Genomic DNA, 15,793 nt, shown 5'->3' on the forward strand with positions numbered 1-15,793 from the left:
AATGGAAACCAAAGCCAATTATACGATCGTCGGGTTCTTCACGCTGCTCGTTATCGCGGCCGCTTTCGGCTTCGTCTACTGGATGGCGGAATATGGCCGCGGCGGTCCGATGGTCGAACTCGTGGTGCGCATCCCCGGTTCTGCGAACGGTTTGAGCGTCGGTTCACCGGTTCGCTTCAACGGCATTCAGGTCGGTTCGGTGCAGAGCCTTTCGATCGATGCCGACGATCCAAACTACTCGCTGGCATTCACGCAGGTGCGTGCCGATGCGCCGGTCTATACGTCCACCAAGGCTATTCTTGAAATTCAGGGCCTGACAGGTGCTGCCTATATCGAGCTTTCCGGCGGCCGCAACGGCGACGAGAATATCCTGAAACGTTCGATCGACACCGGCAAACGCGCCGTGCTGCTTGCCGATCAGTCCAGCGTCACGAACCTGTTGACCACGGCGGACAAGATTCTCAACCGCGCCAATGATACGATCGGCGACATCCAGGGCTTCGTCTCGGATTCGCGCGGGCCGCTGACCGATACGGTGCGCAACGCGCAGAAATTCTCCAAGGCGATCGCCGACAATTCCGATAATATCGACAAGTTCTTGGCGAGCGTCGGACAGCTTGGCGATACGTTCAAGACCGTTTCGACGCGCATCGACTCGACGCTGGATGCAATTGAGAAACTGGTGCGCGCAGTCGATGCCCAGAAGGTCAACGACGTCATCGCCAATGCCGACAGGATTACCGCCAACGTGGCGGATGCCACGACCGATCTGAAGGCGACCATCGCAAGCTTCAAGCAGACGGCCGACACCTACACCACCTTCGGCCAGAAGGCGCAGCAGACGCTGGATCGTGTCGACGCCATCGTCGCGCAGATCGATCCGGCGAAGATCAAGGGATCGATGGATGACATTGCCGACGTGACGAAGCAGGCTCGCACCGCTGTCGCGTCTATTCGCGATGTGGCCAATACCGTTGCGGCGCATCAGCAGGATATCGACCAGACGATCGCCAATGCGCGGGACATCTCCACCAAGCTGAACTCGGCGTCCGGCAAGGTCGACGGCATTCTCACGAAGGTCGATTCCCTGCTCGGCAACGACAGCACGCAATCGCTGTTCGCCGAAGCCAAGGATACGCTGGAATCCTTCAAGAAGATGGCTGACAATCTCAATTCCCGTATCGGCCCGATCGCCGATAATCTGCAGAAGTTTTCGAGTGGCGGCCTGCGCGATGTCCAAACTCTCATTAATGACATGCGGGGCACGGTTGACAATCTGAATACTACAATCACTAATTTCGACCGCAATCCACAGCGACTGATCTTCGGTGGGGATACGGTCAAGACATATGATGGCCGAGCGCGGCACTGATGAATAGCGATATCTGGGCTCCAGGGGATAAGCGGAATATGGTCGGTTGCGTGTCGAGTGAGCGTCATCAGGTGTGGAAAGCTGTGATCGCATTGCCATTGCTAGGAGCCTTGCTGGCGGGCTGCGGAAGTTCCTCCAACAACGACACCTACGATCTTTCCGCGTCGGTGAAGGCGAACGGACCTTCGGTCAAGAACCGACAGATACTCATCCCGCCGCCGACCGCGCTGCAGGCGCTGGACAGCAACCAGATCGTCATCCGCGTTTCATCTTCGGAAATCCAGTATCTCGGCAAGTCGCAATGGAGCGACAAGCTGAGCAGGATGGTGCAGTCGAAGCTGGTCGAGGCTTTCGAGAATACCGGCAAGCTCGGTGGCGTCGGCGTGCCGGGGCAGGGCCTGGCGATCGACTATCAGGTCGTCACCGACATTCGTTCCTTCGAGATCAATACCGTAGGCGGCCAGAAAACCGCGACGGTCGAAATCTCGGAAAAGATTCTGAACGACCGCACGGGTACGGTAAAGGCGCAGAATATCTTCCGGAAGGTCGTGCCCGTCAGCGGCGGCAGCAATCCCGATTTCGTGCGGGCGCTGGATGCCGCGTTTGCGGGCGTGACCAGCGAGCTTGTCGATTGGACGTTGCGTTCGCTTTAAGGGCCATTATCGCTCCATCAGTTCTTTGAGAGTCCCGAGATCTTTCAACACATGCGCGGCATCGGCCGCGAACTGCTCTTCGGTCATGCCGGGGAGCTGAAGCAAGGTGAACATGACCTCGCAGCCGTCGCCATTCGGCACGATCCGCAGCGCGTTGTGAACCTGAAGACCGGAATCCAAGGTCACCCTGTGGTCGAGGACGCCGAAGTCGTTGCGGGCGGCGAAGCGTACGCGGGCGGTGCCAAGAATGCCCTCCGCGATCCAGTCCTCTCCATCCTGCTTCAATCCCGATGCCAGGCCGGAAGCCCATAGCGGCATGTTTTCCGGACGGCTGGCAAAACCGTAGACCTCCGTCCAGTGACGATCGATGGAGATATGCACGATCTTCGCGATCATGGTCGACATAATGGTCTCCTCCTCTATATTTTCTCTCGGCGGACTGGCGATCGGCTGCGGGCTCGCGCGCATGGAAAATGGATGGGCCGCGAATCCCGCAACATTTTTGCACAGTCCTGCAAAGCGGGCGATTCGGGGCTGTCGAAGGCTTGCCGTTTCACGCTCGGAATGCAACAACAACGCCCAACGCAGGCCGTCGCAACTCGCATCGATTGACGGAGGCATTGCGTCCTATCGGATGTTGCCGCGTCCTCTGCGCCACCGGCGCGGCGCCGGATGTGGTCAACGACTCATTGGAGGATTGTCGTGGAAAAGGCAGAAATCGGGCTGATCGGTCTTGCTGTGATGGGATCGAATCTGGCGCTCAACATTGCCGAAAAAGGCAACAGGATCGCGGTGTTCAACCGGACGCCGCAAGTGACGGACGAATTCTATGCGAATGCGGGCGCGCTTAAGGACAAGATCATTCCTTGCAAGACGATCGAGGAGTTCGTCGAGGCGATCCGCCCGCCGCGGCCGATCATCATCATGATCAAGGCCGGCGAGCCGGTGGATCAGCAGATGGCGGCGCTGCAGCCGCATCTCGACAAGGGCGACATCATGATCGATGCCGGCAACGCCAATTTCCGCGACACCATGGCCCGCTTCGATCGCCTGAAGGATACTGGCCTGACATTCATCGGCATGGGCGTGTCCGGCGGCGAGGAAGGGGCGCGTCATGGCCCGTCCATCATGGTCGGCGGCACCGAGGATTCCTATAAGCGCGTCGAAAAAGTCCTGACGTCGATCGCTGCAAAATACAACGACGATCCCTGCGTTGCCTGGCTCGGCAATGACGGCGCCGGTCATTTCGTCAAGACCATCCACAACGGCATCGAATATGCCGACATGCAGATGATCGCCGAAATCTACGGCATCCTGCGAGATGGACTCGGCAAGAGTGCCGCCGAAATCAGCGGTATCTTCGGCGATTGGAACAAGGGCCGGCTGAATTCCTACCTGATCGAGATCACCGAAAAGGTTCTGGCCGCCAAGGACCCGGCGACCGGTAGCGCCATGCCGGACGTCATCCTCGACAAGGCCGGCCAGAAGGGCACCGGCAAGTGGTCTGCGATCGAAGCGCAGAACATGGGCATTCCGGCGACCGCCATCGAAGCCGCCGTTGCAGCCCGTAGCCTTTCGGCTCTCAAGAGCCAGCGCGAGGCCGCCGAAAAGATCTTCGGCACGCCGGATTACAAGTTCCCGATCGCCTTCGGTCCCGACCTGTTGAAGGATCTGGAACTGGCGCTGTTCGCCGCCAAGATCGGCGCTTACGCGCAGGGCTTTGCTGTCATGGCCGAAGCATCGAAGGAGTTCAACTGGTCGCTGCCGATGCCTGTTATCGCCAAGATCTGGCGTGCCGGCTGCATCATTCGTTCGCAGTTCCTCGACGAGATCACCAGCGCCTTCACCAAGGCGCCTGATGCGGCAAACCTGATCGTTACACCGGCCTTCGGTGAGATGGTCAAAGAATCGATCCCGTCGCTGCGGCGCATCGTTTCGGCCGCCACGGCATCCGGCCTGCCGGTCCCGGCGCTCGCTTCGGCACTGACCTATTTCGACGCCTATCGTCAGGCTCGCGGCACCGCCAACCTGATCCAGGCCCAGCGCGACTTCTTCGGCGCGCACGGCTTCGACCGTATCGACGGCAAGGACATCCATCACGGCCCATGGGGCAGTGGCGCAAACGGCTGAGTGAGCTGCAGAATCTATATTGAAAAGGCCCGCCGGCGAAATCCGGTGGGCCTTTTACCGTCAGCTCTTCGGCCAGACAGGCGAGCTGATGCTTTGCAGCAATTCCGGTTCTATCCCGTCGATGCGGGCGATGACGGATTTGGCCAGCTCTCGGCCGCCATGACGAACATCCTCATAAATCGTGATGATCTCCGGGCGGATCCAGTTCAGCACGTCAGTCGATTGCTTGGCGACCATATCGATATCACGGCCGAGGCGGAAACCAGCCGCCTCGATGCCGGCATTGACGGCGATGGCGCCGCCGCCGCTGGAACAGACGATTCCATCAGGCGGATGCGGAGCGCGCATCAGCGCCTCGACGCTGTCCCTGATATCGGCCAGCGGCGCATCGGTCGTTACCCTCAGCGGGATCTCCTCGGCGCCGTATTCGTGCAGGCCGATCTGGAAGCCGATGCGGATATGCGAGTAGTAGGTCAGTTTGCTGGCGGGCTGCAGCAGCGCCAGGCGACGCCGCCCCTTGGCGACCAGTGCACGAACGGCCTCGTGGGCGAAGGCCTCGTTGTCGAAGTCGTGGAAGGGGTGAACGATGCCCATGTCCGTCCGCCCGTGCGTGGCGAAGGGCAGGCCGCGTTCGTGCATCAACCGAACACGCGGATCATCCGGCTCCGTACGCGATATGATGACGCCATCCGCAGAGCCGGTGTCGAGGATATAGCGCACGGGAACCAAGGGGTCCTTGCTGTGCGAGTGCGGCGTGATGACCAGATGGTATTGCGTGCCGGCCAGAACCTCTGAAATTCCGAAGACCATCTGGCTGGTAAAGCCCATGATCTCTTCGTCGATGCTCAGCACGAGCGCAATGACATTGGTCTTGCCGGTCCTCAGGCGCACGCCGGCGCGATTCGGCTGATAGCCCAATTGCCGGGCAACCATGCGCACCCGCTCCTTGGTCTCGGCGCCGATATCGGGGGCATCCTTCAATGCCCGCGAAACGGTGGTAATTCCAAGCCCCGTCATGAAGGCGATCGTCTTCAGTGTCGGCCGCTCCGGTGCGGGCTGAGTGCCGCCCCCTGACGTTTTCTTATTGTCCATTTCGTACAAGCTCGCCTCCCGGCCGCCTCCCGCGACCAATCCGCTTATATTGCTCACGCCAGTATCGCAAGCATAGACGCAATCCGACTGTTCCTCGCCAATGATCAAAACTGTAACGATACAGTACGAATGTCGAGCTTTATTTTCGATGCATCTTTTGTCTAAATTCCTAAAGGTTGCATCGCTGCTTACCCATCGAAAGCTTTGCAGCCGCGGAGCTGCATCTGGAGAATTGCGGAGATAGTTTCTAAAAATATGAAACAAAAACAGTTATTTATGGAAAATCCTTGAAGAGATTTCAGTTGAATGAGCTCTGTACAGATCGTGTATTCAACAGAAAATACTTACTTATAGGTTGTATATTCAACTATCTTCAAAAAAATCACGAGTTGGCGGTTGCGCGGCGAAAATGATTCGACTAGGTTTTTCCGGCAACGTTTCAGTGAGGGAGGAGAACTCATGAATATTCGTTTGATGGCGACTGCGCTTGCTGCGTCGGTCGTGTTGCCGCTGGGGGTAGCCAACGCGACAGATTTGGAAGTAACCCATTGGTGGACGTCCGGCGGCGAAGCTGCCGCGGTGGCCGAGCTGGCAAAGGCGTTCGACGCCACCGGCAATCATTGGGTTGATGGTGCGATTGCCGGCTCCGGCGGTACTGCGCGTCCGATCATGGTCAGCCGCATCACCGGTGGCGATCCGATGGGCGCCACCCAGTTCAACCACGGCCGCCAGGCCGAGGAGCTTGTGCAGGCCGGCCTCATGCGCGACCTGACCGATGTCGCCACCAAGGAGCACTGGAAGGATGTCATACGCCCGTCCAGCCTGCTCGATTCCTGCACGATCGACGGCAAGATCTATTGCGCCCCGGTCAATATCCACTCCTGGCAATGGCTCTGGCTCTCGAACGCAGCCTTCAAGAAGGCCGGCGTCGAGGTTCCGAAGAACTGGGATGAGTTCGTTGCCGCTGGTCCGGCACTGGAGAAGGCCGGTATCGTTCCGCTCGCCTTGGGTGGTCAGCCGTGGCAGGCCGCGGGTGCCTTCGACGTGTTGATGGTCGCCATCGCCGGCAAGGATACCTTCCAGAAGGTATTCGGAGACAAGGATAAGGAAGTCGCTGCCGGACCGGAAATCGCAAAGGTCTTCAAGGCTGCCGACGATGCCCGCAAGCTGTCCAAGGGCTCCAACGTCCAGGATTGGAACCAGGCCACGAACCTCGTGATCACCGGCAAGGCCGGCGGTCAGATCATGGGCGACTGGGCGCAGGGCGAGTTCGCGCTGGCGGGCCAGAAGGCCGGCACGGATTATACTTGCCTTCCTGGCCTCGGCGTCAATGAAGTCATCTCGACAGGGGGCGATGCATTCTACTTCCCGCTGCTGAAGGACGATGCCAAATCCAAGGCTCAGGAAGTGCTGGCCAAGACACTGCTTGATCCGAAGACACAGGTCGCCTTCAACCTGAAGAAGGGCTCGCTGCCCGTTCGTGGTGACGTGGATCTCGCGCAAGCCAACGACTGCATGAAGAAGGGCCTCGAGATCCTGAAGAAGGGTAACGTGATCGAGGGTACGGACCAGCTTCTTTCCGCCGATACCCAGAAGCAGAAGGAGGACCTGTTCTCCGAGTTCTTCGCAAATCCAGCGATGACGCCGGAAGCGGCACAGAAGCGCTTCGTAGACATCATCGCCGCGGCCGATTGACCTCTACCTTCTCGCTGTAGTGATACCGGCTTCGCGTAGCGGGCCGGTATCACGGCCGGGACACATAGCGTGATCCGGTTTGCCACAGCGGCCCTCACGGACGACGGATCCGCATCTATGTAGCGGTTGCCGAGAGTGAGGGGAAGCGCAGGAACCGTGGTCAAACCCAGTTTCTGATCGTCGAAGCAGTTGCGATGCAGAAGGAGCTACAATGACGGGTCAAGCGAAAGCCGGCCGGCCAAATCAATATCTGCGCAATCTGAACTCGAAGATTGCATCCATTCCTATGATCCTGACGGCTGTCGTCATCTTCCTTGGCGGCTCAATCTGGACAGTGGTTTATTCTTTCACCAGTTCAAAGCTGCTGCCTCGCCTCAGCTTTGTGGGGCTGGATCAGTACCATCGCCTGTGGGCGGCGCCACGGTGGATTATGTCCATCGAGAATCTTGCGATTTATGGTGTGCTGTCCATGATCTTCAGTCTCGTCATCGGCTTCGTGCTGGCGGCGTTGATGGACCAGAAGATCAGGTTCGAAAACACCTTCCGCACGATTTTCCTCTATCCTTTCGCCCTCTCTTTCATCGTCACCGGTCTGGTCTGGCAGTGGCTTCTCAATCCTGAATTCGGCATCCAGTCGGTGGTGCGTTCGCTCGGCTGGACGAGTTTCACCTTCGATCCGCTCTATACGCCGAGCATCGTTATCTATGGCGTGCTGATCGCCGCACTCTGGCAGGGAACGGGTCTTGTAATGTGCCTCATGCTCGCCGGCCTGCGCGGTATCGATGAGGACATATGGAAAGCTTCGCGCGTAGATGGGATTCCTATGTGGAGGACCTATCTGTTCGTTGTCATTCCGATGATGCGGCCCGTTTTCATTACGACGCTGGTCATTATCGCCAGCGGCATCGTCAAGGTCTACGACCTCGTCGTCGCGCAAACCAGCGGCGGCCCTGGCATCTCGTCCGAAGTCCCGGCGAAATATGTCTATGACTACATGTTCCAGGCGCAGAACCTCGGTCAGGGATTTGCAGCCTCCACCATGATGCTGGTGACCGTCGCCATCATCATTATCCCCTGGGCCTACCTGGAATTCGGCGGAGGGCGCAAGCGTGGCTGATTCTGTTACTCTCAAGAATGCGAATGGCAGCGAGGCCGCGAGCGGCAAGACCTTCTCCGGACCGAACGGCCGCAAGCCGCGCCCGGCGCTCTCCGGCCGCAACATCATGCTTTACGGCACGCTCTTCGTTGCCGCGGTCTATTACCTGCTGCCGCTCTATGTGATGATTGTCACCTCGCTGAAAGGAATGCCGGAAATCCGGCTTGGCAATATCTTCTCGCCGCCGCTCGAGATCACATTCGAACCATGGGTGAAAGCCTGGGCGACGGCCTGCACCGGTCTCAATTGCGACGGTCTTTCCCGTGGCTTCTGGAATTCGGTTCGCATCACCGTACCGTCCACGATCCTCTCGATCGCGATCGCTTCGGTCAACGGTTATGCGCTTGCCAACTGGCGCTTCAAGGGGGCGGATCTCTTTTTCTCCATCCTCGTCGTCGGCGCGTTCATTCCCTATCAGGTAATGATCTATCCGATCGTCATCGTGCTGCGCGAAATCGGTATCTATGGCACGCTCAGCGGACTTATCCTGGTGCACAGCATCTTCGGTATGCCGATCCTGACGCTTCTGTTCCGTAACTACTTCGCATCGCTGCCGGTGGAGCTCTTCAAGGCTGCGCGCATCGACGGCGCGGGTTTCTGGCAGATTTTCCTGCGCATCATGCTGCCCATGTCGCTGCCGATCTTCGTCGTCGCAATGATCCTGCAGATCACGGGAATTTGGAACGACTTCCTGTTCGGCGTCGTCTTCACCCGGCCGGAATATTATCCGATGACCGTGCAGCTCAACAATATCGTCAATTCTGTCCAGGGCGTGAAGGAATACAACGTCAACATGGCGGCAACGATCCTGACGGGTCTTGTTCCGCTGGTCGTCTATTTCGTCTCCGGACGGCTTTTCGTCCGGGGCATCGCCGCCGGCGCAGTGAAGGGGTGATCCATGACCAGCAGCGTTTCCATCAAAGACCTTTCGCTGAATTTTGGCGCCGTCAACGTCCTGAAAACTCTCAACCTCGAGATCAATGACGGCGAATTCCTGGTGCTCCTCGGCTCGTCGGGCTGTGGCAAGTCGACTTTGCTCAATTGCATTGCCGGCCTGCTGGATATCAGCGAAGGCCAGATCTTCATCAAGGGCAAGAACGTCACCTGGGAAGAGCCCAAGGACCGCGGCATCGGCATGGTGTTCCAGTCCTACGCGCTCTATCCGCAGATGTCGGTCGAAAAGAACCTGTCCTTCGGTCTGCGTGTGGCCAAGGTGCCGAACGACGAGATCAAGAAGCGCATCGCGCGTGCGGCCGAGATCCTGCAGATCGAGCCGCTCTTGAAGCGCAAGCCGGCAGAGCTTTCGGGCGGCCAGCGCCAGCGCGTGGCGATCGGCCGTGCACTGGTGCGCGATGTCGACGTCTTCCTCTTCGACGAGCCCTTGTCGAACCTCGATGCGAAGCTGCGTTCTGAGCTTCGTGTGGAAATCAAGCGGCTGCACCAGTCGCTGAAGAACACGATGATCTACGTCACGCACGACCAGATCGAGGCACTGACGCTCGCCGACCGCATCGCCATCATGAAGAACGGCGTCATCATGCAGCTCGACGATCCCACAACGATCTATAACGAGCCACGCAATCTCTTCGTCGCCGGCTTCATCGGATCGCCTTCGATGAACTTCCTGAAGGGCGAATTGGTGAACCGCGAAGGCAAGGTCGTGTTTGCCACCAACGACGTGCTATTCTCGCTCGATGGCTACAGGGCCGGTGAGGCATTGCAGGCCGGGCGCAAGGTCGTACTCGGCGTACGTCCCGAGCACATCAAGGTCAACGAGGAATTGGCGCCGGGCGCGGAGGCGCACAATGCCACCGTCGATATCGAAGAGCCGATGGGGGCTGACAATCTGCTTTGGCTGAAGCATGCCGGCCATACCATGTCGGTGCGCGTCAACGGTGCCAGGCGTTTTAGCCCCGGTACGGGTGTGAAGCTTGGCTTTGACATGTCTGTCGCATCGCTCTTTGATGCGCAGACAGAACTCAGAATATGATCATATGCATGGGGGCGGCCTTGCCGCCTCCTTTTTACAGCGGTCCGGGGAGGTCCGATGTCATCTTCGATCAACGATAATTTTGCCATCGATCTGGCTGGCTCGTGGAAGCTCACGTCTCCCGGCAGCGATCATTCTCTTTTCATGTCTCTGCCCGGTGATGTCCATGCCGCGCTCAATGCGGAAGGCCTCATTCCCGATCCCTATTTCGGCCGGAACGAGGAGGTCGTGCAGTGGGTCGCCAAGCAGGATTGGGAGCTGAGACGCAGCTTCACTCTCGATGACACCGGTGGCGACTGGTATCTCGATATCGACTATCTCGACACCGTCGCAAGTGTCTATGTCAATGACGCGTTGGTGCTCGAAGCCGATAATTGCTTCCAGCGCTATCGCCCCGATGTCTCGAAGGTATTGAAGGCGGGCGAGAACAACATTCGCATAGTCCTGCATTCAAGCATCAAAGAGGGGGCGGAGCTGCAGGCGAAGCAGCCCTTCTACATCCCATACAGCACGAACAATTCGCCGATCCCGAACGGCAACATGCTGCGCAAGCCGCAATGCCATTTCGGCTGGGACTGGAACATCGCGATTGCGCCGCTCGGCCTTTACGGCACGATCGCGCTGAAGAAGCTCGAAATCGCCCGCATCGAGAACGTCGTCACCCAACAGATCCACAATGACGACGGTTCCGTCGATCTGAAGGTGACGGTGGCGCTTTTTGCCAAGGGAACGGGCGTTGCGCAGCTTTATTTCGAACTGGATGACGAGCGAGTGCGCCTCGATGTCGGCGTCAATGCCGGGGAAACCTCGATCACCCATCTCTTCCATGTCGACAAGCCGAAGCTTTGGTGGCCAGCCGGCTATGGTGAGCAGACGCTTTATGCTCTGTCGGTAGAGACGAATTTCGAGACCGTCACGCGGCAGATCGGCCTGCGGACGGTCGAACTGATCACAGACGAAGACGAGGCCGGCAGCCGTTTTGCGCTGAAGGTGAACGGCCGCGAGATCTTTGCTCGCGGGGCCAACTGGATTCCGGCCGACGCGCTGTTTTCGCGCTCCAAGCCGGAGCTGACCGAGGATCTGCTGCAATCGGCCGCTGCGGCCAACATGAACATCATCCGCGTCTGGGGCGGCGGCTTCTACGAGCACGACTGGTTCTACGATATTTGCGACCGGCTCGGGTTGATGGTGTGGCAGGACTTCATGTTCGCCTGCAATCTCTATCCCTCGACCGGCGATTTCCTGGAGAACGTCGAAGCCGAAGTGGATTATCAGGTTCGTCGGTTGGCGACGCATCCCTCGATCGTCCTCTGGTGCGGCGACAACGAGCTGGTGGGCGCGCTTACCTGGTTCGAGGAATCTCGTAAGGATCGCGATCGCTACCTCGTTTCCTATGATCGCCTGAACCGGACGATCGAGCGGGCGATGAAGAAGGCCGCGCCGGATGCGATCTGGTGGCCGTCGAGCCCGGCGTCCGGCTATCTGAACTTCGGCGATGCCTGGCATGCCGATGGCTCCGGCGACATGCATTACTGGTCGGTTTGGCACGAGAACAAGTCGTTCGACAATTATCGCACCGTTCGTCCACGCTTCTGCTCGGAATTCGGCTTCCAGTCCTACACCTCGATGCCTGTCATCAAGACCTATGCCGAGGCGAAGGATATGAACATCGCGTCTCCGGTGATGGAGCTGCACCAGAAGAATGCCGGCGGCAACGAGCGCATCGCCGGCACGATGTTCCGCTATTTCCGCTTCCCGAAGGATTTTCCGAACTTCGTCTATCTGAGCCAGGTCCAGCAGGGCCTCGCGATCAAGACGGCGGTGGAATATTGGCGATCGCTGAAGCCGCATTGCATGGGCACGATCTACTGGCAGCTCAACGACACCTGGCCAGTGGCTTCGTGGTCGAGCCTGGATTACGGCGGCCGATGGAAGGTGATGCACTATCTGGTGCGACGCTTCTTCCAGCCGGTATCGGTCGCGGCGATCCCGTCGGAGGATAACAAGACGATCCGCTTCTCGCTGGTCAACGATACCAATGCGGATGTGACCGCGGATATTTCGGTTTCGCTGCTCAAGCTTGATGGCGAGCGTGTGCCGTTGACGACGGCGCATGCGGTCTGCACGCCGGATGCGGCGGTGGTCGCGCTGTCGATCGATGCGGATCAGATTCCTGCCGATTGCCTGCTGGCGTGGCGTTTCACCGCATCGAACGGCATGGGCGGTGAGGGGCAGTATGTCCACGGCACCTATAAGGCTCTGGAGCTTCAGCCCGCGGGCCTGACGGTGCTGAGGGAGGAGAAGGAGGAAAACGGTACGGTGGAGCTCACCGTCACCGCAAAGGGACTTGCGCTGTTTGTGATGATCGAGAGCGAGACTGAGGGGCGCTACTCTGACAACGCCTTCGATCTTGCCGCCGGCGAAAGCCGCCGCATCGTCTTTACGCCGGCCAAGCCATTGGCAGGCGGCGTGCCTGCATTCCGTATCTACGATCTGCAATCCAGCCAATCGGTGGATTGAGCTATTCCGCCGCAGCGGCGGCGATTTCGGGCTACAAGCTCATGACAGACGGCCACGAGGCCATGGAGGACTAGCGATGACGAAACTTGGATTTCAGCTTTATAGCGCCCGCAATTTCCAGCCCTATTCCGAGATTTTCGTAAAGCTCGGCAAGGCCGGCTACGCGGAAGTCGAGGGCTTCGGCGGCATCTATACCGACCTCGACGAGGCGGGCCTGAAGAGCCTGCGCGCCGAACTCGACAAGAACGGCCTGACGATGGCAAGCGGCCATTTCAGCCCGGATTTCCTTGATGGCCAGGTCCAGAAGTCGCTGACGATCGGCAAGATCCTTGGCATGGACTCGATCTATGCCCCGCATCTGGCCGCCGATCAACGCCCGACGAACGCAGCCGGCTGGCTTGCTTTCGGAAAGCGCCTGCAGGAGATGAGCAAGCCTTACAAGGATGCAGGCTTCGAATTCGGCTGGCACAATCATGACTTTGAGTTCGTCAAGCAGGCCGACGGCTCTCTACCGATCGAGCAAATCTTTGAAGGGGCTCCGGATATTTCCTGGGAAGCCGATATCGCCTGGGTCATCCGCGGCGGCGGCGATCCCTTCGCCTGGATCGAAAAGCTCGGTTCGCGCATCACGGCCGTCCACGTCAAGGACATCGCGCCGGCAGGTGAAAACAAGAATGAAGACGGCTGGGCCGACCTTGGATATGGTACGGTTCCCTGGGCCAAGCTGATCAAGACGCTGGCCGGCACCAAGACCAAGCATTACGTTATCGAACATGACAATCCGAGCGACGTCGATCGCCTGATCACGCGCTCCATCGCATCCTTCAAGAGCTTTTGAGGCATTTCCACATGGCTAAGGAACTTGGCGTCGGCATCATCGGATGCGGCAACATCTCAACGACTTATTTCAAGCTCGCGCCGCTCTTCAAGGGGCTCAATGTGCTGGCTTGCGCCGATATCAACATGGACGCGGCGCGCTTGCGCGCCGAGGAATACAAGGTCAAGGCCCAGACCATCGACGAACTGCTCGCCAATGACGAGCTTGACGTCATCGTCAACCTGACCATCCCGGACGCGCATTTTCCGGTTTCGAAGCGCATTCTCGAGGCGGGAAAGCATGTCTACTCCGAAAAGCCGCTGGTGCTGACTCTGGAGCAGGGCGAAGAACTGCGGCGTATCGCCAAGGAGAAGGGGCTGGCCGTCGGCTGCGCCCCCGACACTTTCCTTGGCGGTGCACATCAGCTGGCGCGCAAATTCATCGATGACGGCGGCGTCGGCCGCATCACCTCGGGCTCCTGCCATGTCATGAGCCCAGGCATGGAAATGTGGCATCCGAACCCGGACTTCTTCTTCCTGCCGGGGGGCGGCCCGATCCTCGACCTTGGTCCCTATTATATCGCCAATCTGATCAACCTGATCGGACCGGTGAAGCGTGTCGGTGCCATGACATCCATGGCATCGCCGACCCGCACCATCACCAGCGAGCCGCGCAACGGCGAAATCATTCCGGTGAAGACGCCGACGACGATCCAGGCGCTTCTGGAATTCGTCAGCGGTGCGACGATCACGCTGACGGCGAGTTGGGATGTCTGGTCGCATCGCCATGCCAATATGGAACTCTACGGCACCGAGGGTTCGCTCTACGTGCCCGACCCGAACTTCTTCGGTGGTACGGTGGAAGCCAGCGGCCGCGACAAGGACATCAAGCCGCTCGAGAACTGGGCGCATCCCTTCGGCATAGCCAACCAGGAAAGCCCGAGCGGCCCGCGCGCCAACTACCGCACGGCCGGTCTTGCCGACATGGCGGCATCGCTGATCGACGGGCGCGATGCGCGTTGCTCGCTCGACCGCACGTTGCATGGCGTCGACGTCATGACGTCGATCCTGAAGTCGGGTGCGGAAAACCGCTTCATCGATCTGACCACGACCTGCACGCAGCCGGCGGCACTCGGTATCGAAGAGGCGCAAGCGCTCTTGAAGTAAGCATAGGAAAAGCTAGTTTGCGCGCGGGGCAACCCGCGCGCTTTTCATCTCAAAGGAATAGTTATCATGGCTTGGCAACCGGCATCCGACCGCTATGCGAAAATGAAATACAACAGGGTTGGCCGCTCCGGTCTGAAGCTGCCGGCGATTTCGCTGGGACTCTGGCACAATTTCGGTGGTGACACGCCACATGACCGCAAGATCGATATGTGCCGCACGGCTTTCGATCTCGGCATCACCCATTTCGATCTCGCCAACAATTACGGTCCGCCTCCCGGCAGTGCCGAGACTGCCTTCGGCGAGATCCTGCGCTCCGAATTCGCCGGCTTGCGTGATGAGCTCATTATATCGTCCAAGGCAGGCTACGACATGTGGCCGGGTCCTTACGGAGAATGGGGCAGCCGCAAATACCTGATCGCCTCTTGCGACCAGAGCCTGAAGCGCATGGGGCTCGACTATGTCGACATCTTCTATTCACACCGCTTCGACCCTGATACGCCGCTCGAAGAAACCTGCGCCGCGCTCGATCATATCGTCCGTTCGGGCAGGGCGCTCTATGTCGGCATTTCCTCTTACAACTCGCAGCGTACGCGCGAGGCTGCCGCAATTCTCAAGGAACTCGGCACGCCATGTCTGATCCACCAGCCGAGCTACTCCATGCTCAATCGCTGGGTCGAGGATGACGGTCTGGTGGATACGCTTGATGAGCTCGGCATCGGCTCCATCGTCTTTTCGCCGCTTGCCCAGGGCATGCTGACGACGAAATATCTGGGCGGCATTCCGGAGGACAGCCGCGCCGCGCAGAACCACTTCCTGAAGCGGGATTTCATTCGTCCGTCGATCATCGACAATATCCGCAAACTCAACGAGATCGCCGAGAAGCGCGGCCAGACGCTGGCGCAGATGGCGATTGCCTGGGTTCTGCGCGGCGGCCGTATCACCTCGGCATTGATCGGCGCCAGCCGTTCGTCGCAAATCGTCGATTGCGTCAAGGCACTCGACAATCTCAACTTCACGGCCGAAGAGCTGAACGAGATCGATGTCTACGCCCGTGAGGCCGACGTCAATCTCTGGGCCAAGTCGGCCGAGCGCGACTGATAAGCTTGAGACGCCCGGAACCATGTTCCGGGCGTTTTGCTTTGTCCGGGTGGAGCGGACATGCAGGTGGTCGGTCATCGTATCTATTGCCGTCCGAACGGCGC

Annotated in this window: 13 protein-coding genes; 11 read left to right on the top strand and 2 right to left on the bottom strand. The window is 59.0% G+C overall.

The window, feature by feature from the left end:
• The first annotated feature begins 1 nt into the window (after position 1).
• Entirely contained in the window at positions 2-1,372 is a 1,371-nt protein-coding gene (locus tag FHT28_RS22975; protein WP_092573813.1) for an MlaD family protein, read from the top strand.
• 38 nt (positions 1,373-1,410) lie between these two features.
• The gene (locus FHT28_RS22980; protein WP_051964402.1) at positions 1,411-2,025 is read left to right on the top strand and encodes an ABC-type transport auxiliary lipoprotein family protein; all 615 of its coding nucleotides are present in this window, start codon (positions 1,411-1,413) and stop codon (positions 2,023-2,025) included.
• 6 nt (positions 2,026-2,031) lie between these two features.
• Here the strand turns inward: FHT28_RS22980 and FHT28_RS22985 are convergent, their stop codons facing one another.
• Positions 2,032-2,430 (bottom strand): polyketide cyclase, encoded by a 399-nt coding sequence (locus tag FHT28_RS22985; RefSeq protein ID WP_037202420.1) that lies wholly within the window; start codon positions 2,428-2,430, stop codon positions 2,032-2,034.
• A 297-nt stretch (positions 2,431-2,727) separates the two neighbouring features.
• On the opposite strand from FHT28_RS22985, the gene gndA reads away from it, so the two are divergent.
• Positions 2,728-4,155: an NADP-dependent phosphogluconate dehydrogenase gene (gene gndA, locus FHT28_RS22990; protein WP_168597463.1), complete on the top strand. Its 1,428-nt coding sequence runs from the start codon at positions 2,728-2,730 to the stop codon at positions 4,153-4,155.
• A gap of 60 nt (positions 4,156-4,215) precedes the next feature.
• Here gndA and FHT28_RS22995 read toward each other — a convergent pair whose 3' ends face one another.
• A complete protein-coding gene (locus FHT28_RS22995; protein WP_037202418.1) occupies positions 4,216-5,247 on the bottom strand; it encodes a LacI family transcriptional regulator in 1,032 nt (343 codons plus the stop codon).
• Positions 5,248-5,706: 459 nt separating this feature from the next.
• On the opposite strand from FHT28_RS22995, the gene FHT28_RS23000 reads away from it, so the two are divergent.
• From FHT28_RS23000 to mgrA, 8 genes are all read left to right on the top strand, one after another.
• Positions 5,707-6,942: an ABC transporter substrate-binding protein gene (locus tag FHT28_RS23000; protein WP_037202417.1), complete on the top strand. Its 1,236-nt coding sequence runs from the start codon at positions 5,707-5,709 to the stop codon at positions 6,940-6,942.
• 211 nt (positions 6,943-7,153) lie between these two features.
• Positions 7,154-8,059: a sugar ABC transporter permease gene (locus FHT28_RS23005; protein ID WP_037202416.1), complete on the top strand. Its 906-nt coding sequence runs from the start codon at positions 7,154-7,156 to the stop codon at positions 8,057-8,059.
• The gene (locus FHT28_RS23010) at positions 8,052-8,993 is read left to right on the top strand and encodes a carbohydrate ABC transporter permease (protein ID WP_037202415.1); all 942 of its coding nucleotides are present in this window, start codon (positions 8,052-8,054) and stop codon (positions 8,991-8,993) included. The genes FHT28_RS23005 and FHT28_RS23010 overlap by 8 nt, the downstream gene beginning before the upstream one ends.
• A 3-nt stretch (positions 8,994-8,996) precedes the next feature.
• Positions 8,997-10,088, top strand: a complete 1,092-nt coding sequence (locus FHT28_RS23015) for an ABC transporter ATP-binding protein (RefSeq protein ID WP_037202413.1) — start codon at positions 8,997-8,999, stop codon at positions 10,086-10,088.
• A gap of 57 nt (positions 10,089-10,145) precedes the next feature.
• Positions 10,146-12,608 carry a glycoside hydrolase family 2 protein gene (locus FHT28_RS23020; protein WP_168597464.1) on the top strand — a complete coding sequence of 821 codons (2,463 nt, stop codon included), beginning with the start codon at positions 10,146-10,148 and terminating at the stop codon, positions 12,606-12,608.
• 76 nt (positions 12,609-12,684) lie between these two features.
• A complete protein-coding gene (locus tag FHT28_RS23025) occupies positions 12,685-13,446 on the top strand; it encodes a sugar phosphate isomerase/epimerase (protein WP_168597465.1) in 762 nt (253 codons plus the stop codon).
• Positions 13,447-13,457: 11 nt separating this feature from the next.
• Positions 13,458-14,591 carry a Gfo/Idh/MocA family oxidoreductase gene (locus tag FHT28_RS23030; protein ID WP_047556575.1) on the top strand — a complete coding sequence of 378 codons (1,134 nt, stop codon included), beginning with the start codon at positions 13,458-13,460 and terminating at the stop codon, positions 14,589-14,591.
• A gap of 66 nt (positions 14,592-14,657) precedes the next feature.
• A complete protein-coding gene (gene mgrA / locus FHT28_RS23035) occupies positions 14,658-15,689 on the top strand; it encodes an L-glyceraldehyde 3-phosphate reductase (protein WP_168597466.1) in 1,032 nt (343 codons plus the stop codon).
• Positions 15,690-15,793 lie beyond the last annotated feature (104 nt).

This window comes from Rhizobium sp. SG570, from assembly GCF_012275345.1.
Classification (GTDB): Bacteria; Pseudomonadota; Alphaproteobacteria; order Rhizobiales; family Rhizobiaceae; genus Rhizobium; species Rhizobium lusitanum.

Bases quoted from the DNA above. Each gene is read 5' to 3' on its own strand.
- FHT28_RS22975 (WP_092573813.1), top strand. From the start codon at position 2: ATGGAAACCAAAGCCAATTATACGATCGTCGGGTTCTTCACGCTGCTC.
- FHT28_RS22980 (WP_051964402.1), top strand. From the start codon at position 1,411: ATGGTCGGTTGCGTGTCGAGTGAGCGTCATCAGGTGTGGAAAGCTGTG.
- FHT28_RS22985 (WP_037202420.1), bottom strand. From the start codon at position 2,430: ATGTCGACCATGATCGCGAAGATCGTGCATATCTCCATCGATCGTCAC.
- FHT28_RS22995 (WP_037202418.1), bottom strand. From the start codon at position 5,247: ATGGACAATAAGAAAACGTCAGGGGGCGGCACTCAGCCCGCACCGGAG.
- FHT28_RS23000 (WP_037202417.1), top strand. From the start codon at position 5,707: ATGAATATTCGTTTGATGGCGACTGCGCTTGCTGCGTCGGTCGTGTTG.
- FHT28_RS23005 (WP_037202416.1), top strand. From the start codon at position 7,154: ATGACGGGTCAAGCGAAAGCCGGCCGGCCAAATCAATATCTGCGCAAT.
- FHT28_RS23015 (WP_037202413.1), top strand. From the start codon at position 8,997: ATGACCAGCAGCGTTTCCATCAAAGACCTTTCGCTGAATTTTGGCGCC.
- FHT28_RS23020 (WP_168597464.1), top strand. From the start codon at position 10,146: ATGTCATCTTCGATCAACGATAATTTTGCCATCGATCTGGCTGGCTCG.
- FHT28_RS23025 (WP_168597465.1), top strand. From the start codon at position 12,685: ATGACGAAACTTGGATTTCAGCTTTATAGCGCCCGCAATTTCCAGCCC.
- FHT28_RS23030 (WP_047556575.1), top strand. From the start codon at position 13,458: ATGGCTAAGGAACTTGGCGTCGGCATCATCGGATGCGGCAACATCTCA.
- mgrA (WP_168597466.1), top strand. From the start codon at position 14,658: ATGGCTTGGCAACCGGCATCCGACCGCTATGCGAAAATGAAATACAAC.